Source organism: Corynebacterium sp. c8Ua_99 (assembly GCF_039907185.1).
In the GTDB taxonomy this organism is placed as follows: Bacteria; Actinomycetota; Actinomycetes; order Mycobacteriales; family Mycobacteriaceae; genus Corynebacterium; species Corynebacterium jeikeium_D.
Genome location: NZ_JASBOG010000016.1, coordinates 43,573 through 63,436, shown reverse-complemented (window position 1 = coordinate 63,436; position 19,864 = coordinate 43,573). Strand labels below are relative to the sequence as shown.

At 57.9% G+C, this 19,864-nt stretch carries 18 protein-coding genes; 6 read left to right on the top strand and 12 right to left on the bottom strand.

The window, feature by feature from the left end:
• Positions 1–142: 142 nt before the first annotated feature.
• Positions 143–1,420: an MFS transporter gene (locus tag QKE19_RS09435; RefSeq protein ID WP_070600948.1), complete on the bottom strand. Its 1,278-nt coding sequence runs from the start codon at positions 1,418–1,420 to the stop codon at positions 143–145.
• 261 nt (positions 1,421–1,681) lie between these two features.
• Between QKE19_RS09435 and QKE19_RS09430 the strand changes: the two genes are divergently transcribed.
• Positions 1,682–3,250: an NYN domain-containing protein gene (locus tag QKE19_RS09430; RefSeq protein ID WP_187400666.1), complete on the top strand. Its 1,569-nt coding sequence runs from the start codon at positions 1,682–1,684 to the stop codon at positions 3,248–3,250.
• 181 nt (positions 3,251–3,431) lie between these two features.
• Here QKE19_RS09430 and QKE19_RS09425 read toward each other — a convergent pair whose 3' ends face one another.
• A complete protein-coding gene (locus QKE19_RS09425; RefSeq protein WP_347890862.1) occupies positions 3,432–4,286 on the bottom strand; it encodes a PspA/IM30 family protein in 855 nt (284 codons plus the stop codon).
• A 161-nt stretch (positions 4,287–4,447) separates the two neighbouring features.
• Between QKE19_RS09425 and QKE19_RS09420 the strand changes: the two genes are divergently transcribed.
• On the top strand, positions 4,448–5,749 hold the full coding sequence (locus tag QKE19_RS09420) for a serine hydrolase (protein ID WP_049189421.1): 1,302 nt from the start codon (positions 4,448–4,450) through the stop codon (positions 5,747–5,749).
• Between the two features lie 105 nt (positions 5,750–5,854).
• Here QKE19_RS09420 and trxA read toward each other — a convergent pair whose 3' ends face one another.
• From trxA to QKE19_RS09370, 10 genes are all read right to left on the bottom strand, one after another.
• A complete protein-coding gene (trxA, locus tag QKE19_RS09415) occupies positions 5,855–6,235 on the bottom strand; it encodes a thioredoxin (protein WP_016421700.1) in 381 nt (126 codons plus the stop codon).
• Positions 6,236–6,377: 142 nt separating this feature from the next.
• Positions 6,378–7,226: a fumarylacetoacetate hydrolase family protein gene (locus QKE19_RS09410; protein WP_016421701.1), complete on the bottom strand. Its 849-nt coding sequence runs from the start codon at positions 7,224–7,226 to the stop codon at positions 6,378–6,380.
• Between the two features lie 89 nt (positions 7,227–7,315).
• The gene (locus QKE19_RS09405; RefSeq protein WP_069358888.1) at positions 7,316–8,512 is read right to left on the bottom strand and encodes an acyltransferase family protein; all 1,197 of its coding nucleotides are present in this window, start codon (positions 8,510–8,512) and stop codon (positions 7,316–7,318) included.
• A 142-nt stretch (positions 8,513–8,654) separates the two neighbouring features.
• Positions 8,655–10,247 carry a replicative DNA helicase gene (gene dnaB / locus QKE19_RS09400; protein ID WP_049170075.1) on the bottom strand — a complete coding sequence of 531 codons (1,593 nt, stop codon included), beginning with the start codon at positions 10,245–10,247 and terminating at the stop codon, positions 8,655–8,657.
• A gap of 735 nt (positions 10,248–10,982) precedes the next feature.
• On the bottom strand, positions 10,983–11,435 hold the full coding sequence (gene rplI, locus QKE19_RS09395) for a 50S ribosomal protein L9 (protein WP_005511982.1): 453 nt from the start codon (positions 11,433–11,435) through the stop codon (positions 10,983–10,985).
• Positions 11,436–11,535: 100 nt separating this feature from the next.
• Positions 11,536–12,102 carry a single-stranded DNA-binding protein gene (locus QKE19_RS09390; protein WP_005511984.1) on the bottom strand — a complete coding sequence of 189 codons (567 nt, stop codon included), beginning with the start codon at positions 12,100–12,102 and terminating at the stop codon, positions 11,536–11,538.
• A gap of 121 nt (positions 12,103–12,223) precedes the next feature.
• Positions 12,224–12,511 carry a 30S ribosomal protein S6 gene (gene rpsF, locus QKE19_RS09385; RefSeq protein WP_005511978.1) on the bottom strand — a complete coding sequence of 96 codons (288 nt, stop codon included), beginning with the start codon at positions 12,509–12,511 and terminating at the stop codon, positions 12,224–12,226.
• Between the two features lie 311 nt (positions 12,512–12,822).
• Complete coding sequence (locus tag QKE19_RS09380) at positions 12,823–13,014, bottom strand: hypothetical protein (protein ID WP_016421704.1); 192 nt, start codon at positions 13,012–13,014, stop codon at positions 12,823–12,825.
• Complete coding sequence (locus QKE19_RS09375) at positions 13,015–15,492, bottom strand: transglycosylase domain-containing protein (protein ID WP_049170079.1); 2,478 nt, start codon at positions 15,490–15,492, stop codon at positions 13,015–13,017. It abuts the gene before it with no gap.
• A gap of 11 nt (positions 15,493–15,503) precedes the next feature.
• On the bottom strand, positions 15,504–15,875 hold the full coding sequence (locus tag QKE19_RS09370; RefSeq protein WP_224433683.1) for a DUF5318 family protein: 372 nt from the start codon (positions 15,873–15,875) through the stop codon (positions 15,504–15,506).
• Positions 15,876–16,147: 272 nt separating this feature from the next.
• Between QKE19_RS09370 and QKE19_RS09365 the strand changes: the two genes are divergently transcribed.
• The 4 genes from QKE19_RS09365 (at position 16,148) to QKE19_RS09350 (ending at position 19,798) form a co-directional block, all read left to right on the top strand.
• Positions 16,148–17,233 (top strand): inositol-3-phosphate synthase, encoded by a 1,086-nt coding sequence (locus QKE19_RS09365; RefSeq protein ID WP_016421706.1) that lies wholly within the window; start codon positions 16,148–16,150, stop codon positions 17,231–17,233.
• Between the two features lie 522 nt (positions 17,234–17,755).
• Positions 17,756–18,247 (top strand): MarR family transcriptional regulator, encoded by a 492-nt coding sequence (locus tag QKE19_RS09360; protein WP_016421708.1) that lies wholly within the window; start codon positions 17,756–17,758, stop codon positions 18,245–18,247.
• A gap of 158 nt (positions 18,248–18,405) precedes the next feature.
• Positions 18,406–19,338 (top strand): universal stress protein, encoded by a 933-nt coding sequence (locus tag QKE19_RS09355; protein WP_016421709.1) that lies wholly within the window; start codon positions 18,406–18,408, stop codon positions 19,336–19,338.
• A 43-nt stretch (positions 19,339–19,381) separates the two neighbouring features.
• Entirely contained in the window at positions 19,382–19,798 is a 417-nt protein-coding gene (locus QKE19_RS09350; RefSeq protein WP_048733161.1) for a hypothetical protein, read from the top strand.
• The last annotated feature ends 66 nt before the right edge of the window (positions 19,799–19,864 follow it).

Below are 19,864 nucleotides of genomic sequence, written 5' to 3'. Positions count from 1 at the left end.
AAATACATTACACACATGCCCCTATTTAAGCGAATCCGCTGGTAGAACCTGGAAAACGAATCACTTTAGTTAACTCTGTACGCCAGATTTGAGCCTTCCTACGGCTCGGGCGCTACTTTTCAGCAACTCAGCAATCGACCAATTACTTAGTCAGAGCCGCCTTGTCACCTGCGAGTCGTCGCCAAGCAGTGGCAGACGCGACCCCCATCAGCGCACCCGCACCCAGAAACACGCTGCCTGCACCCATCGCGGTAGCACCCAAACCAGCAACCGGCGGCAGGATGACCTGCGCCAAGCGGTTACCCATCAGTCGGATGGATAGCGCCTGAGCGCGCACCTCGGCATCCACCAGGGAGCTCACCCACGTCATTGACATGGGCATGACAAAACCCCACGCCAAGCCACAGATACCAACTGCGACAACCATCAGCCACGCACTCTGTAGCCACGGCATTGCCAAAAGCGGCAGGACACCGGCACAAACTGCAATGATAAGGACTCGATTGCGATTAGCTCGGTGCAAAACAGTCGGCATGAGGGCTCGGGAAATAATCGCGAGGCCACTACGCGCACCAAGGATTACCGTCACCTCGGCAACACTAAAGCCCAGTTCGCGTCCCAGCACCGGCACATATGCCGTCAACAGGTCAATGGCTACGATGACCGCAATTGATACAGCCATGGCGCTGGACATGCCGTCGATACGCAGGATGCTTAAGACCGATGCGCCGCTGGCTTCGGCCTGCGCCGGCCGGCTCTCGTCCATCCGGCTGCGGTCGCTAACAGGCGACGCCGGGGATTGCTCAGTTGAGCTAGCAGCTTGCACTTCGGCGGCTGCATTCGCTTCGTGCCGTCGATAAGCAGTTGCGACCGGCCAGCCGATGATCAGGGCGACCGCGCCGATTCCCGTCATCACCCAGAGCGCGAAAGTTGTAGCGGTCATAGTGCTGCCGTCGTGGTTGGGAGTGAGCAGACCTGCACCGACAATGCCGAGGAACTGCCCGACGGAAATTCCGAGCGTGAAATAAGCAAAGAGGCTATCGAGCCCGGCGACGCCGCCACGCAGGTGCGAAACCATGCCTTGAGCGGCGATGAGCGTGGTCATGTGGGCAAAACCCAGGGCCACGTAGCCGAGCAGAAGAATAGGTAGGTTCGGCGAGAGCGCCATTACTGCTGCCGCGATGACGGTGGCGACGAGACCGGAGTACATGACTTCGGTGGCGCGATGACTGTCGACAAGCTTGCCGGCGGGAAGCGCAATAATAAGAGGTACAAGTGAAAATGCGGCAGTGAACCAGCCGACGGTGGCGGCGGAACCGCCAAAATCGAGGACTCGCCAAGAAAGCAGCACGCGACCGCCGTTGAAAACCGCTTGTCCCAACACAGTAATGAGAACCAATAGGCCGAACCAGCGTCTCATAACTGTTTGTAACTCCCCTTCTCCTGTGTGGTCGTACTCTTCGCGGGGCGATTTCTTTGCACGTCAATACCTAAATTGATCGGTGCCTTCTCGTCGACTCGCACTCCTGCCAACCCGCGAAGAGCGGTCAAAGTGATGCGGCTTATTAAGAATAGTCCCTGAAGTTAAACATGTTTAGCGCATAGAATGAATTATTCGGGCATCCTTGTCGATGTAACCGGTTTGCTTATTTAGTTAATAAAGAATCAGGAATTAGGAGCCATGCTTGAACGCACATTGGTGTTCGTCGATACGTCATATTTATTGGCGAGCTTTTACAACTCGTGGGAAACCGGAGCCCGCGGGCAATTAGAAATCGACCTTAGAGAAGTAGTTAGTGTCCTTGACCGAATGATTAACCAGCAGCTGAACCAGCCAGTTCAGCGGCAACTTTGGTACGACGGCATCCCGGAGTCGGGGCCGCATCGTTACCAGCGCTCACTGCGCACGATCGATGGTGTGCAGCTGCGCGCAGGTCAACTCATTGAATGGGGTGACCGACGGACGCAGAAGGCCGTCGATACTCGGCTCGTCGCAGACATGGTTGTCGCCGGCCTGCGCAACCAAGTTTCCGATATCGTGCTGGTCTCGGGCGATGCGGACATGCTGCCCGGCGTCGCCGAGGCTTCGGCTGCCGGTGTGCGTGTGCATCTCTACGGCTTCGGCTGGGACTCCATGTCCGGTGCACTTCGCCATGCCTGCGATTCGACGACAATCCTCGATCCCCGCGAGGACTTCGCCGACGCCATGCAGCTCAATGTCCTCGAAGGCCCAATCCCACCGGTCGTCCGCACGAATAAGCCGCTGGGCGATGCCGAACCAATCGAAGATCTCGGCGCTACCTGCGTGCCGGATACGCGCATCACTCCTCCGGGCGAGGGCTCGCTTGCCGACGGCACGGAGAACACTCCCTCCGCCGCCGACGGTGACGCTGCTTCGCCGGAGGCCGGCACTCCGGAGGTTCCGCAGGACCAGCGCGTTGTGCCATCCCCCACGGCTGACAGCGACTCCGACTGTCGCAGCGAAGACAATGCCGCAGCCACGCCGACGGCCAAGGCCGACTCGCCGAAGTTCAACGAGGTCGAGCACGCGGCCAAGATGGGTGCCCGGGAAATCCCGGCGCAGGCTGAGCACCGCGCTGAGGTAGAGCGCACCGGCGGTTCGGAAGCTACACGGGTGGATTCCGCTGCTTCGGGCGTTTCGGCTGCCTCACCAACGCAGCCAACGCAGCCAGCACAGCCTTCTCCAGCGGCCATGCCCGGCGCGACAGTCAACACTGGCAGTGGGGCTGGTAACGACACTGCGAACAACACCGGAGCCGAGAATGCAGGCGCGTCTGCCCCCGATTCCGCGTCGTCGACTGCAGTTGGCAGTGGGGGGTCGGCGACGGAGCCGTCGACAAGCGAAGACGGTGCCAACACGAGTACGCCGAAACCAAGCCCGCGGCCGAATCCTTCGATGATGGCGCCAAGGAGGAAGCTGCGTAGTCGATACGTGCCCCTGCCGAACGAGGTGTGGGCATCCGCGGGTTTTCAGACGCCGTTCGATGTGGGACAGCAGTACGCGAACTGGTGGTACGAGAATATTGCGAACGAGCAGGCGCGCGATAGTGCCCACTTGCTCTCTGGTGGTGGGCTGCCACCGGACATTGATCGTCCGCTGCTGCAGTTTGCGTGCGAAACCCTGCACGAATACACGCTGACGGAGACGCAGCGCGTCAATCTGCGCGATGGTTTCCACGCCGGTATCCGCGGAGTGCTGCTCGCGCGGAAGAACGGCGAATTGGAGTAATAGCGCGCCTCACGGATTCGGCAGTTTCGGTGGCTTCAGCACTGCTGGCGCTACTGTCGCTGCTGGCGCTGCTGGTGCGAGAAAGTGTCGGGGTTTATGTCAGTTTAGGGTGGTTTTTCCCGCTCAAACTGACATAAACCCCGACACTTTCTTGTTGACGATTGTTGGCAACTGGTGAACGCTACTTCGCTTCGTCTGCGTCCGTTGTGGTGTCCTCAACGGCCTCAACGGACTCGGCGGACTCGGCGGACTCGGCGGCCTCCAGCTCGCCGGCGTTATCCTTCGCGGCAGAACCGGATTCGAGAGCAGCGTTTTCATTATTCATCTGGGCACGAATTTCGGCCAGACGCATGTCAGCAGCGGCATCGCGAGTCGAAGTCTCGATCTCAGCCATACGACCTGCCTGTGAGGATTCCGCGAGCTCCTGAGCGCCCAACGCATTGGCGTAGCGGCCTTCAATCTTCTCACGGACCGAATCCAAAGTCGGCACATTCGGATCCTCGGAAATACCCTGCATGCTCTGGAGAGTCTTCGACGCGGTCTCTTGCATCTTGGCCTGATCGGCCTGCGACTCCAGCTTGCGGATATCCTGCTTAATCTGCTCGTAGCGAGCCTGCGACTGCTGCGCCTGACGCTGTGCCTCCTCAGCAGCAGATACGGCCTGCTGGTGGAGCTGCGTAGTATTGTCCAGCTCCTTTTCAACATTCACCAGCTGAGTGGCAAACACCTCAGCAGTGCTTTCCATCTTCTGTGCAGTGGCCTCATCACCCTTGGCACGAGCTTGATCCGCATTGGCGAGTGCCTGCCGGGTGTTCTCGGTAATCTTGTCACGCTCAGAGGTCAACCGCCCCAGCTGCATTTCCAGCTGATTGCGGTTGCCGATGATAGCCGCAGCCTGACGCTGAATCTCCTGATGGCGCTGACGCTCGGCCTCAGCTGCCTGTGCAATCTGAACCTTAGGATCCGCATTGTCCTCGATCTTCTTATCGAACGAAGACATCATGTACTTCCAGCCCTTGGCAAATGGATTAGCCATGCAAATCCAACCTTCCTCAACATATGCGGAATAACTAACCGGAACCGAGAAGATTCCATCTCTTAAAAAATTGTACGTGAGCTAGCTCGCTCTCTCTCGGCAAACGGAAAGAGCTGGTTACCGACAAGCAAGACTCACCCAGAGTTGTAAACTCTCTAAACATGGTTCATTGCCCTCAACGCGCGTACCGCGGACTTGCCGCGAGTCTCGCCGCGGTAATTACTCTGTCAGCAACTGCGCCGCTGGCTAACGCAACAGTCACCGCAACTGCTGACTCCACCGATACCGGCGCATTTTCACAGGTAGTCGTCGCAGCTCCATCTTCAACGGAGCCGGCTAAGCCCTCCGACGCAAAAACCAAGAAGACCACCGAAAAGCCAACTGAAAAGGCTCCCGAGAAGAGCACAGGGCGAACCGCAGAGAAGTCGGCGGAACAGTCGGCTGAGAAGTCGACCGAGAAAACCTCTTCACCGACATCGGAAACGTCCTCGACGGAGCCGTCGGAAAGCACTGTGAAAAGTGAGCCGAAGGAGTTTCCCCCACTTGTGCCAGGGGCGAAGACCCAGTGGGGCCTTGGCGTGCAAACTCGTCTCGACGAAGTGACTGAGAAGTTCGACGCTAAGGGCGGCATGCTCGGCATGGGCATTCTGGATCGCCAGACCGGTGAGTTCATCTGCAACTCACACTGTGATGATGTTTTTCGCCTCGCCAGCCTGATGAAGGTATTCGTCGCCGACGTTGTGGCCTATTCCAACTACACGCAGCCGAAGAAGGGCGAGATCGTCGCTGGCCAGGGCGATATGCCGGTTGAGGGCAACCCCGACGCCATGTTGCGCGACGACATGATTCGATACTCCAACAACGAAGCAACTGACGAGCTGTGGGATTCCTACGGCGGTGTACGCATCGTTGACAATGTCCGGCAGCGCTACGGCCTGTCGGATAAGACTGTCGGCTCACCTATGTGGGGAGCTACCACCAGTACGCCAGCCGACATGGTTGCCTACTTTGACCGGATGCTGAGCGAAGAAGGCGGGCTGAGCGACACGGAGACCAAATACATGCGTCAGCTGATGTACTCACTGCCGCGCTACTCCTACGGCGATGCAGACCAGAACTTCGGTCTGCGTGCAGCGCTACCGAAGGAAACGATTGCCAACAAGTCCGGTTGGTACGAAGAGCAGCACACCACTGCCGGATTCCTTGGCGACGATGACCGTTACGCTATCGCGGTTCTGGGCAAAAACCTGACCGCCAACGAACTCACCGAAGCTGTCAAGCACGTGTTCCCAGACGGGCAGGTTCTGCCAACAGGTGAGAAGGAGACAAAGCACGCCCGCACCAGCGCACCACTGTCGATTGAGGAGGACTCAAACAAAGTCGCTCCAGCCCTGTGGGCGCTAGTAGCAGCACTCGCTGGCTTTGGTATTGGCTGGCTCATTCGTGGCCAGCGCGCGGACTAGATACAAAAAGCCCCCCGCGCGCTTGAGGGCTAGTTCAGGCGCGGGGGCTTACGCGGAAGTGCTCCAAGTCGGAAAACGCACAGTATGCGGGCTGAACCGCAGAGTTTACTCGGTAGCGCTATCCTGTGCAGCCTGCTCGGCAATTTGCGCACGGACATCATCCATGTTCAGCTCCGAAGCCTGGCCAACCAGATCGCTCAGGGCGGCCTCCGGCAGCACACCAGAGTGCTGGAACAGCAGGATTCCCTCGCGGAAAACAAACAGCGTCGGAATCGACTGAATGCCCAGGGCTGCCGAAACCTCCTGGTTGGCATCGGTGTCCAGCTTTGCGAACACTACCTCTGAGTGCTTCTCGGAAGCCTTCTCATAAATCGGGGCGAACTGGCGGCACGGACCGCACCAGGATGCCCAGGCATCAACGAGCACAATGTCGTTGTTCTGAATAGTCTCAGCGAAAGTCTCGTTCGTAATATCAACAGTTGCCATGGGTCTAACTCCTCTTACTCTTTAACGTCGTGTTCTAACTTCACGTTCTTTACGTAGGTTTTTACCCGTTAGTCTCCCACAACGCACGCGGGGGTCGATTCATTCCCGCCGGGTTCGCGGGAACGTCGTAAAGCGGCGCGTGCTAGTGGTTGATGCGGACAGTGTTGGCCTGTTTACCCAGACCATCGATGGTGATGACCATTTCCTGACCATCCTGAAGGTAGGTCTGCGGGCTCATGCCGTGGCCAACACCCGCCGGCGTTCCTGTGGAGATGACATCGCCCGGGTTCAGCTGCACGAACTGTGAGATGTAGGCGATCAACTTCGCCGGGGAGAAAACAAGGTCCGCAATCGGTGCATCCTGGCGCAGCTCTCCGTCGACGTATGTGCGCACCCGCGCGGAGTCCGCATCGAAAGCATCAGCCGTGAGCATCCACGGCCCGAAAGCACTGGCGCGCTGCAACGTCTTCCCCTGTAGCCACTGCGCGGTGGCATACTGGAAATCGCGCTGGGTGAAATCATTCATAATCGCGTACCCAGCGATAGCGTCCTGTGCCTGCTCCTCCGACACCCGCAGGCAGGTCTCGCCGACGATAACCGCGAGCTCGCCTTCGTAATCGAGTTTCTCCGCGCAGGCCTCCGGCACTCGGATGTCATCCTTCGCGCCAGCGACGGCATCGGCAAACTTCGCGAATAACGTCGGCACCTCGGGGCGCTGGTGTCCCATCTCATCGATGTGCGCGGCATAGTTCAGGCCGACGCAGACGATCTTGCCCGGCCGCGTAATCAGCGGTGCGAACGCCCACGCGCTCTCCGCCATGACGTTGTCAGGGTTGTTCCCCGCCTCCGCCAAGAGTTCTTCCGCTTCACGACGCCACGTTGGCCGCGCTAACACATCTCCGAGACAGTGGTCATCAAAAAGGACCGCTACGCCGTCGCCGAGAACAGCGGCGCGGGTTGCACCCTGGTATCGCAACGTTGCTAGACGCATGGCTTTCTCATTTCTTCATGGCTATTCTCTGTGTCACTTCTGCCGCCTGATCGGCTCTCGGTTCCACGCTACCGCCTTGTTGAGCTGAATTAGGAAGCAGGTTCGCTCTTCGGCTGCCGCGGAGCCTCGCCTTCAGGCAGGGAAGAAGGATTCTGGCTGCGCTGAAGGGCACGCTGCCCCGGCGTAGTCATGCGCACTACCCACGCAGGACGGACAAAGAGCCACCCGGCACCGATGGCAAGCAGCAACCTGTGCAGACCAAGACACAGCATCGCCGCAATGATAGTCACCAGCGGCGTCATGATGACCAAGTGTGGGTCCTTCGGCAGGATGAGGTCACAAATAATCATGACCACAACCAACATTGGAATGTGCATGAGGAAGATAGGCAGCGTTCGGCCGCCAACCTTTTCAAAAGGCACAACTAGGCGAGTGTTCTGCAGCATCGCCATGACATTGATTGCAGCCAGTGCGCCAGTGGTGGACAGGTACACGCGGGTGAAGCCGACGTTGCCTTCGTTAAAGCTCGAGTAGGTCGCCTGCACCCAGATTGCCACCGACAGGAACGCCGTCAGTGTCACTAGCAGTGAGAGGCCGCTGCGACGCTGTGCCATCCGGAAAATCCAGGGCGCACCGTACATGCCCAGCACGTAGAAGAACAGCATTTTGCTGACGAAGTCCCACGACCAGCTGGACGAGGCAAAAGGTGCCCATGCACTAATGAGGCCTGTAACGATGAGCTGAATCACCGGATGTACCCAGCGAAATGCTCGTGTGAGAATTGCAAACAGCGCCAGCGCCCACAGGAACCACAGGTAGGAAGTTGGTTCGATGATCGCGTGAAGCGTGTTGTAAATTCGCGGCCCCCACGCGCTGTGGTCCGTGATCGGCGGCGGAGACACTATGCCATCGGCATCCACGTGCGTATATGGCATGAGGAAAAGCACGAAGTCACGCAGTGGCACCCAAATCACGTAGAGATAGACCATCACCCAGATTCGGCGATTGGCCAGCTTATGCCACGACTCCTTGAGTGCCTTACCGGCGAACAGACCAGATAACAGGAAAAACAGCGGCATACGGATTGGTCCGAGGAAGAAGTTAATCCCCGCCCACTGCGCCGTGTAGTAACCGTGCGCTTGCAGCTCTGTGATGGCATGGCCAAGCACAACTAAAAGAATGCACAGCCCCTTAGCCGCATCTACCCAACCGACGCGCTGTTTCGGCGCACTCTTCTGCCTTTTCGCTTTGGCCTCCGCTGCCACGGGAGCGGCAGTTGGTGACATAGTGCTTCCCCGCTTCCCGACGACTCCGCGTAACCCTCAAAACCTTCAAAACCATCAACGCACGAAAACTCGCCCCATTGACTGTCACTCACCTTACCTAGCCACCCGGATTGCACTAATTCTGGGTGGCTAGGCCAGGCACCTAGAGAGAACCGCTGGGCTCCTCCGCCAGGTTGGCGAACCTGGAGTAATGCAGCTGGTGGGCCACAGCAATGCTTCCGGTCGGTCCACCACGGTGCTTTGCGACGATAATATCCGCCTCACCAGCACGTTCATGGTCAGCCTCCTGCGAGTCCGGCCGGTAAATCAGCATGACGATATCGGCATCCTGCTCCAGCGAACCCGACTCACGCAGGTCCGAGACCTGTGGCTTCTTATCTGTGCGAGCTTCCGGACCACGGTTCAGCTGCGAAATTGCAATCAGCGGTACCTCGAGCTCCTTCGCCAACAACTTGAGCTGACGGGAGAACTCCGAGACCTCTTGCTGCCTGGACTCGACTTTTTTACCCGAGCTCATCAGCTGCAGGTAGTCGACCACGATCATCTTCAGATCGTGCTTCTGCTTCAGCTGACGTGCCTTCGCGCGAATTTCCATCATGGTCAGGTTCGGCGAGTCATCAATAAACAGCGGAGCATCACGAATCTTGTCGCCGACCTCGACCAGCTTTGTCCAGTCCCGCTCATCCAGGTCACCGGAGCGCAAAGATGCCATGTTGATCTTCGCCTCTGCGGACATGATGCGCATCATGATTTCGTTGCGCGACATTTCCAACGAGAAAATTGCGCTGGTCATGCCGTTGCGAATCGATGCCGAACGCATGAAGTCCATTGCAAGCGTGGACTTACCCACACCCGGACGAGCCGCAATAATCACCATCTGACCTGGGTGAAGGCCATTTGTCAGCTTGTCCAGGTTGGTAATCCCCGTCGGCACACCCTGCGCCAGGCCGCCGTTTTGGGTAATAAGATCCAGTTCCTCCAGCGTGTCATCCAGGACATCGGCGATGGGAACGTAGTCATTCTTCGTGTTCTCACGTCCAACGCTGAAGATGAGCTGCTGCGCCTCATCCACCAGCTGCTCCGGCTCCGTGTCCTCCGCGCCCGCATAGCCAATCTGGGCGATCTTCGTGCCGGCCTCGACCAGGCGACGGATTGTCGCCTTCTCCGCAACAATACGGGCATAGAACTGCGCATTCGCCGCCGTTGGCACCAGGGAGGCCAAGGTGTGCAGGTACAGCGGACCACCGATACGCTCCAGGTCTCCAGTTCGATCCAGACGACCTGCCAGCAAAATGGGGTCAATTTCCGAGGACTCACCGTAGAGGTGCAAAATCGCCGAGTAAATCGTCTGGTGCGCTGGCCGGTAGAAATCCTCCGGCGTCAGCTGCTCGTACACATCCGCGACGACCTCTGAGTTCAGCAGCATCGCGCCGAGCACACTCTGCTCCGCCTCGATATTGTGCGGCGGGGTGCGCTCAAAAGTCGCGCCCGCGACGGCACTCGCACGAGCGCCACGACCACGGTCTCGCTCCCAGTCCCGCGCCCCAGATCCGCTTGCCGACGATCCGTTGCCCGAGCTCTGCGAGAAGGAATACTCCTCCGGTGGCGCATCCTCTACCGGCGGTTCCGGAGGCAGCGGAACGTCATCGAAGGAATCATCGTGGGAATTTACCGAGTAGGACGACGCCTCGTCCCCTGCTCCTGAATGACCACCATCACCTACAGGCTGACTCATCGTGAGCAGCTCCTCCCCTTCTGGACCACTTAGGTGCCTTTTCAACCCTGTTGCTGACTGACCGTCACACTCAATATGTCTGTTCCGCCCGCCAGCACTGGACACCTGACTACCTACCGCAGTTATACCTGCTCGAGCGGATTGACGGACCTGTAAAAGTACCCTTGAAGGCCCCAGAAAACAATCTTCTACGAGGTTTATCCCCGAAGTTATCCACAGCACCTGTGGATAAGCCTGGGGAGAACATGTGCACAATCAAGAAAAGTCCAGGTGAACGGTCCGTAACCCTAAACCGCCGCTTGAATGTTAACGGGGGTAGCGGAGTTTCAATCCGAAAATATTCTATCTACGCAGGTCAGTGCGTATTTGCCTTAATCCTGCACAAATGTAATCCTCTGCTACCCCTTTAGCATCGATGCTGCTCATGCGGAGATTATTAACGATGAATTAATAAAAATCTCGCGCTCTCCAGAAAAGTTATCCACGGCAGCCAGGCAAGTTACCCACAGGTCTATCCACAGCAATCGTCGTTAGCCTGTGGACAAGTCGTAGACGCTCTTTCCAGCACCTGCGTAAAAGGCTTTAAACCAGCCTTAAACCACGAAAAGCCCCGACCTTTCACTACGAAAGATCAGAGCTTCACGTGTGCTGTTGTCATTGGGCCTCAGAGCCCGCGCAGTCTTTAAACGCGGTGCTCGTCAGCCGCCGTCAAAGTAAAAACTCTAAACCGCGAACTTACGCGGCGACGACCTGTACGGAAACATGCGCGGTAATCTGCGGGTGCAGCGCGATGTCAACGGTGTGCTTACCAAGGGACTTGATCTGGCTCGGAGCAAGCACGACTGCGCGCTTGTCGATAGCCTGACCGGAAGCCTTACGAACTGCATCGGCGATGTCACCCTTGGTGACAGAACCGAACAGCTTGCCATTTTCCGAAGCCTTCACAGCAACGGAGACGTTGTCGAGCGAATCAATCTTCTGCTTGACTTCACGTGCATGGTCGAGGTCGCGGATAGCGCGAGCCTCCTGGGCACGACGAATGCCCTCGATCTGCTTTTCTGCGCCGCGGGTGGCAACAATTGCCAGTCCGCGAGGAAGCAGGTAGTTACGTCCGTAGCCGGCCTTGACCTCAACGATGTCGCCTGCGACACCGAGCTTGTCAACGTCGGCGGTGAGGATCAGCTTCATGATCCCTGCCTTTCGCTGGATATGTCTTTAAAAGATTTTGAGAATTGTGGATGCTAAATCTGCTGCAAACTAGTCACGTAGTGCCGTGGCTGGAAGGAGTTTAGAACGGAGGCTCATCGCCGCCGAAGCCGCCACCGGCCGGAGGAGCTGAGTTCCACGGATCTTCCGCAGGAGCTCCGCCACCAAAACCGCGATCGCTCTGTCCACCCTGGTTGCCCTGGTTTCCACCAAAGCCACCGCCGAAACCACCACCGGCATTTCCACCCTGGCCGCGGTTGCCGCCGCCAAAGTTTCCACCGCCGTTGCGTGGAGTGCGCGTGACCTGAGCTCGAGCGAACTTCAGGGACGGGCCCACCTCATCGACCTCAACCTCAAAGACGGTACGACGCTCGCCCTCGCGGGTCTCGTAACTGCGCTGGCGCAGACGACCCTGGACGATGACGCGCATGCCCTTGGAGAGACTTTCGACAGCGTTCTCCGCTGCCTCACGCCACAGGCTGCAGGTGAGGAACATGCCCTCGCCGTCAACCCACTGGCCATCTCGGTACACCCGCGGAGTCGACGCAACGCGGAAATTCGCCACGGCGGTGCCATTCTGGGTGTACTTAAGCTCCGGGTCAGCAACCAAGTTGCCAACCACCGTGATTTGTACGTCTCCCTGAGCCATGCTTCTTCTCCTCGGTTGTATTCTGTCGAGCTGATGATGGGGCTTTCGCCCGCTATCCTACGACTTTCGCATTACCGGTGTGTCCCATTCGAGCACTCTGGTTACGCAAATATGACGCAGATTAACGATCAACCCGCAGCACCTTGGTGCGCAGGATGCTGTCGTTCAGATTCAGACGACGGTCGAGTTCCAGCACGGTTGCGGACTCGCAGGTGAGGTCGACGACAACGTAGATGCCGTCTTCCTTCTTCTCGATCGGGTAGGCGAGGTGGCGCTTACCCCAGATGTCCACCTTCTCCACCTTGCCGTTCTCCTTGCGGACAACGTCGAGGTACTTCTCCAGGGACGGGCCTACGGTGCGCTCATCCTGAGACGGATCGATAATAATCATTACTTCGTAGTGACGCACGGACCTCATCACCTCCTATGGTCTAGTTCTTGTATTTCGGCTACACAGCGTGGTGCGCTGGCACTGTCTTTCATGCCAACCGCTATGCAGCAGGAGGATCGTTGCGTCAAGCAACCCTGCCAGGGTACCGCAGGCAGAGGTATATGTCCTAATCGCAGGCGCCATCGGCAAGCAGTACTGGCAAGCGGTGTCAGGGCGCCGAATAGAAAGAGACGCACACAGAGCTACTGCGTGCGCCTCTTTGAATTGTGAAGTTGTCGCGTGCTTGGTGGGCAGTTAACGCTCTAGCAACTGACTACCTGGCCTGCGTCCTACATTGATGTCGAGGAAGCATGTGCCAACGCAATAATCACCGGAATGACTGTCGCGAATAGGAAAGCTGCCAGGCACAGAGCCCAAATGATTGCCGGTTTCCACTTCTGCATGAAGCCCCAAAAGGCCGTGCCGAACATCAGGAAGCCAATCGCGACGCAGACGATGGTGAAAATCACCCACGTGTCCACTTACTGTCCACCTCCAGGGTTACCGGGGTCTCCGCCGCCTTCATTGCCACCGCCGAAACCACCGCCTCCCGGAATCGGGATGGGCAGTAGGTCAGCGATTCCGCCGCCACCGCCTCCGCCATCGCCACCCGGAACCGGAAGCGGTGCAGGCTGCTCCTCGGAGGACTCAGAGGTCGACTCCTCGGCCGACTCCTCTTCTGTGGTCTCCGGGGCATAGCCCTGGTCATAGCCAGAGTCAGAGGTCGACGGCGCCTGGTACTGCGGCGCACCTGCGACACCACCGATTGGCTCCGGCTTGGTGAAGTACTCAAAGTCCTCGTTAGACAGTGCGTTATCCATGGTGTACTTCCACAGATCGCCCGGGGTTTGCGAGCCGTACATGATGCCACCATAGGAGTTGTAGAGCGCCGAACCATCGACGTTGCCAACCCACACTGCAGTCGACAGCTGCGGTGTCGAACCGATCATCCACGCATCCTTGTTCTGGCCGGTGTCACCCAACTGCGTAGTACCGGTCTTGGCGGCCGACGGGCGACCACCACTCAAGGGCTTGTTGCTGTAACCGGCAATAGGCTCCATGGCCGATATCATATTGGTGGCCACTGCCTTGGAAACTCGACGGTCGCCCTTGTCAGCGTTGGACTCGTAAACAATCTCGCCCTTGGAGTTTTCGACCTTCTCTACGAAGTGAGTCTGCTGATAGACGCCATCGTTAGTCAGGGTAGCCAGACCAACGGCCATATCCAGCGGACGTGAGAGGTACTGACCCAGGGCGATACCGTCCTGCGAGTGACCGTTGTCGTCCATCAGAGTCTTTTCAATACCCGGGATGGACTCAGCCACGCCCAGACGATGAGCCATTTTGGCGGTGTCATCCGGACCATTCTTCAGGTCGCGCTGCAGGCGAATAAACGGGGTGTTCAGCGACTGCTTCAGGGACTCATAAAGCGGAAGCACGCCACCGCCGGCACCGCCGTCGTTGTGCAGAGTGACGTTACCGGACTGCACAGGTGCCGAAGAGTACTGCGCGGTCAGTGGAATACCTTGATCGAGAGCTGCTGCCAGCGCAAAAATCTTGAAAGTAGAGCCGGTCTGCAGACCGCTGTTTGCGTAGTCCCAACCAGTCGGATCGTCGCCACCGTAGTAGGCGCGGACAGCACCGGTCTTCGGCTCCACCGAAACGATGGCGGCACGCAAACCCGTTGACTGATCGACGTAGTTTTCCATCGCATCCAGGGCAGCCTGCTGCACCGTCGGGTCAATGGTCGTCGTAATGCGTAGACCGCCAGTGTTGACCTCCTGCTCGGAGATACCTTCGCGCTCCAACTCAGCCAGAACCTGATTCTTAATCATGGCAGCCGGGCCGGGCTCCGGAGCCTGCTTCGGCGCCAACGCCGGATCGATGGTCTCCGGGTACTGCATTCCCGCGCGGTCCTGCGGCGAGACGATGTTCATCTCCACCAGGCCATCGAGGACGTAGTTCCAACGCTGCTCAGCCTCCGGGCGGTTAGTCCACGGATCCAGTGCAGATGGACGCTGAATCGAGGCTGCCAGCACAGCACCCTCTTCGGCATTCAGCTCACCGACTTCCTTACCGAAGTAGGCCTTCGACGCTGCCGCGATACCGTATGCGTTACGACCAAAGTAAATCGTGTTGAGGTAGGCCTCAAGGATTTCGTCCTTAGTCCACTCCCGCGCCATCTTCGCCGACATGACCAGTTCCTTGGCCTTACGGGTCAGCGTGCGCTCATTGCCCACCACAGCATTCTTGACGTACTGCTGCGTAATGGTCGAGCCGCCACCGGCACTGGAATTACCAGTCACGACTCCCAGAGCCGCACGGGCATAACCAGTCAAGGAAAAACCCGGGTTGGTATAGAAATCACGATCCTCAGCTGCCAGCACTGCATTGCGTACAGCATCCGGCACCTTGTCGATAGTGATGTTGCTTCGGTTACCGCCCTCGGGGACGATGCGCGTGATTTCCTTTTCACCACTGCGGTCATAAATCACCGCAATCTGGCTATTGGCCAACTCCTCTGGCTCCGGCACGTCCGTTGTCGCATAAGCAACACCGAACACAACTACCGGCAACAGCACGACCAGCGCCACGGCTAGACCGAGCCACGCTAAAATTCGCCGCTTATTATCAGTCGGCTGTTCTTCTTGCGCCATCGAGCTTTCCTCTTCATGGTCATCTGGTTCATGGTCATCTGGGGCGTACTGCCCCTTCTCCGGGTCCGGCTCGCTTGCCGACGTCATCTCTGAACCGGTAGCCAGACCCTCGTCACTGCCACCGACCGAAACAGCATCAATGCTGTCGCTGGAATCGTCGTCAAGCGATGCGTCATCGGAGCGTGCGTGCGTATTGAAGGAATCAGCATCCGGCTGATCCCACCACTCGCCTGATGAATTAGAACCCTGGCCCTCGTGAGGGCTGTTAGGACCGCCTGGGCTATCGGGTCGATCATTGCTCACGGGTGCTCTCCCTAGTTTTCTGACTCTTCTCGAGCTGCCTGAAGTGTCCGGGTCAGGAAACTCCACTTGCAGTCGGGGCACACCTCAACTTCTTTGACGGTGCACGAACCATATTCATTAACTATTGCGGATAATTCGTTTTCAGTACAAGCAGAGCCGGAACGACGGCCCAAGTTTTCTCCGAACACCCAGAATACGAGTCGGAGGTCGAATTTGCGACATACTGGGCACTCTTCCTGGGGCTTTCTGCCGTGAAAACGCGCGGCAGCGACCAGCCGAGCATCGGCATCACAGAGTGATTTCCGTGAAATCTCCCCTGCACGCCACTGCTCCAATAACTGCTTCTTGAGCAAGGAGTGATCGATCTCGCCCTGCCATGTCATCACGAAGACAGATTAGCAGGCGCGTGCGGGCTGATTTCACCCCCGCTTTATCGGTAAACACATGCCCCCTCACGGTTCGGGCATCGGCAAAAAACGCATAAAGGTATAACGTCACGCTCGTTACCTCAATGCGTGCACCCACTCACGGCCGCACTGCTGGCGTAAGGCCCTGGCGCGGGGTCCTGATGCTAGGTCCTGATGCGAGTTCCCGGTGTGAGTTCCCGGCGCGAGGTCAAAGCCTCCGAGCACATAGTTTCAAGGAGAATTACCAAATGAGTTCAATTCGCGTCGCTATCGTCGGCGTCGGCAACTGCGCCTCCTCCCTGGTGCAGGGTGTCGAGTTCTACCGCGATGCAAAGCCCGATGAGACCATTCCTGGCCTCATGCACGTCGTCTTCGGCGACTACCACGTCTCCGATGTCGAGTTCGTCGCAGCTTTCGATGTTGACGACAAGAAGGTCGGCAAGGACCTCTCCGAGGCCATCGTTTCCTCTGAAAACTGCACCATCAAGATCGCCGATGTCCCGACTCTCGGCGTTGAGGTTCAGCGCGGCCCGACCCTGGACGGCGTTGGCAAGTACTACGCGGACACCATCGACGAATCCCCAGCTGAACCGGTCGACGTAGTTCAGGCGCTGAAGGATGCCAAGGTCGATGTCCTGGTCTCCTACCTGCCAGTCGGTTCCGAGCAGGCCGACAAGTTCTACGCACAGTGCGCCATTGACGCTGGTGTAGCTTTCGTCAACGCCCTGCCGGTCTTCATCGCTTCCGACCCGGAGTGGGCCAAGAAGTTCGAAGACGCAGGCGTTCCGATTGTCGGCGACGACATCAAGAGCCAGGTCGGCGCAACCATCACCCACCGCGTCATGGCCAAGCTATTTGAGGACCGCGGTGTTCGCCTCGAGCGCACCCTGCAGCTCAACGTCGGCGGCAACATGGACTTCAAGAACATGCTCGAGCGCGACCGCCTCGAGTCCAAGAAGATCTCCAAGACCCAGGCTGTCACCTCCAATCTCACCGGTCCGCTGGCCGGCAAGATCGATGACCGCAACGTCCACATCGGCCCGTCCGACTGGGTGGACTGGCTGGATGACCGCAAGTGGGCCTACGTCCGACTCGAGGGCAAGGCCTTCGGCGAGGTGCCGCTGAACCTTGAGTACAAGCTCGAGGTCTGGGACTCCCCGAACTCCGCTGGCATCATCATCGATGCTGTTCGCGCTGCCAAGATCGCCAAGGATCGCGGTATCGGCGGCCCGGTTTACGCCGCTTCTTCCTACCTGATGAAGTCCCCGCCGAAGCAGCTTGCCGACGATGTTGCGCGAGCACAGCTCGAAGCATTCATCAAGGGCGAAGACTAAAAGGTACAAGCACTCAAAAGTACAAGCGAGCAGCTCCGAGAGCATGTTCCTTGAAAAGCGTCAGCCGGTTACCCATGCGGTAGCCGCTGGCGCTTTTGTGCTTCTCTAGCCTCCCCGCGCCCTCCCACGCTCTTCTCTTCCTCCTCGCCCTACTCGCTGCTGCGCCCATCTCGTCCCCGCCATGGATGCGTGCGCTGCAGTCGTCGTAAAGCAGACAGCAATACACCCGCGAGGATGAATCTGCGAGACATATCACAAGCCAAAAGCATTCTCGAAAGTAGCCGTATGGCTACCTCCAACCCAACGTTCTAAGTACAGAAGAAGTGACACTTTAGGGGGTTTCTGCCAGCACCGAAAAACCTTATACGCAGATAGGTTTAATGTTTTGTACTGGGGTTTTAGATGTTTGGTGAAAATTCCTGGTGATTTCATCGCCGAAATCACCAGTTGTAGAAAAATAAATAGCACCCCAAATAAATTTCGTATTGGCAACTAGCACTGTTCGCATATAACATCGTCGCTATGACATTATCTTCGGGCTCGATTGGCAATCCTGATGCCGTTACTCCTCTGTCGCTCGCTAAGCGCATTCGCCCTCTCCTGACTCGCGCTGAGCTGCTCTACAGCCGCCGCTCCTCGGAGTCCCAGCTCAGCCGCGCGCAGCTGTCCATCATGATGACCCTGGAGGCACTGGGCGCCTGCCGTATCAGCCAGTTGGCTGAGGCCGAGGCCATCCGCATGCCCACCGCCTCCAACGCCGTGCACCACTTGGAGGTCGCCGGCATGGTGGAGCGCGTCCGCGACAGCAAAGACCGCCGTGGCGTCCGCGTTGAACTGACCGACCGTGGCCGTGAAGAGCTGCACCGCGTTTCTGAAGAGCGCAATCAGCAGATGGCTGAGATGTTCAGCACGCTGACCCAGGAAGAGCTGGAGTTTGGCGCTGGTCTTGAGACGATTCTGTCCAAGATCCTCGAAAACTACCCGGAGCACCCAAAGACAAACCCAAGCGTCTAGTCTCTTTTCCAGCTAGCCCTGCCACCTTTAAGCCCACAGGCAGGATACATAGCTTTTACACTTCCTCGGTGCCGTTTTAAATATGCCCGCCTATCCACGTAGGCTATTACCCAGAAGCACCACTTGGATATTTCTGAGTAATCACAGGAGGATTAGCGATGGCTTCCCGCCCGCTTCGTATCATGATTGCGTGGCGTCCAGGCGAGTACGGCACCGAAACGCTTGCTTACGCCGCTTGGTTAGCTCGCACCACGAAGGTGCAGATTCGCGTTGTCAGCGCACTGTCGCGTGGCTGGCCGCTGACCTCACTGGCTCGGTTGAGCACCAATGACTCCTGGGTTTCCCACGAAACCGAGTCTCTTGAAAAAATCATCAAGGATGAGCTAAAGCTCGCTGGCCTGCGCAAGGGCATGCTTGACGACGATGCCGTGCGAATCATCGAATCCTCCAGCGAATCCACAACTATCTGCAACGAAGCCGAAGAATTCGAAGCCGATGTGGTTTTGCTTGGCACGCGCCGAAGCAATACCAAGGACTGGACCGCCAAGAACCGCAGTCGCTTTACTGCGGGATCAACCTCGGATGCGCTGCTGCATTACTCGCCAATCCCGCTGGGATTGGCGATCCCCGGCGCGAAGCTTTCTAAGCACGGTGTGACCCGTGTCAGCATTTGCTACATTGACACCCCGCAGTCCCACCATGCATTGAATAAGGCTGCTGACCTGGCATATCGCTGGGAAGTTCCCCTGCGCCTGGTCTCGTTTACGCCTCGTGGTGCGACCATGTACCCAACGGAGAACGGCTACGGCCCCTCCTCTGACCTGATGATTGAGTGGCGCGAGCAGGCTATGGGGCTGCTCGACCGCGGTATCGACCGCGCACATACCCGTTACCCAGACCTTTCCGTTGATGCGGAAGTGGCGTCCGGCAACGGTTGGGAAGAGGCCATTCAGTCCATCAAGTGGAAAAAGGGAGACTTGCTCGTTTTGGGTTCGTCTACCCTTGGCCCATTCGGACGAATTTTCATCGGCTCGTCGACTAACCACATCGTTCGCCACAGCCCGGTGCCAATGCTGATTACTCCGGCCTAGTATGGCAGGCACATCAGACGGCATTTAGAGGCGAGGGGAGCAGATGGTGGATAATTCACCGAAGCGCAGTACACCAGAGCGCAATGAGGATGAAATCTTCGACGAGCTTGAGCGCAAGATGTATTCCGGAAAGCGTGCCTACATCTACACCGCGGGTGTGATTCTTACGACGCTGCTCGCGGGCCTCATTATCGGCATCGCCGGCGCCATTGTCGGTGGCCCCACCTGTGATGCGGGTAAGTCCAGCTTCCTCTGCTCCCGCACTTGGGAGATCCTTTTCCCCGTTGTCCCGGGCGTAATCTCCCTGGTCGGCTGCCTTTTGGGCTTCTGGCAGACCTACGTGGAGTGGAAAAACTTCCGCAACTGGCGCGCGTGGCTCGCTATGTGCTGGGTGCTCATGCCCTTCACTTTGATGTGGATGCTCTCCACATTCGGTGTCCTGATTCTGGGCGTTAAGTAGGGGTAAGAGGCGGCCAGCCTCGGAGCCACCCTCTTGAGGTTTTTGCGAGAAAGCCTCAAGCGAGAA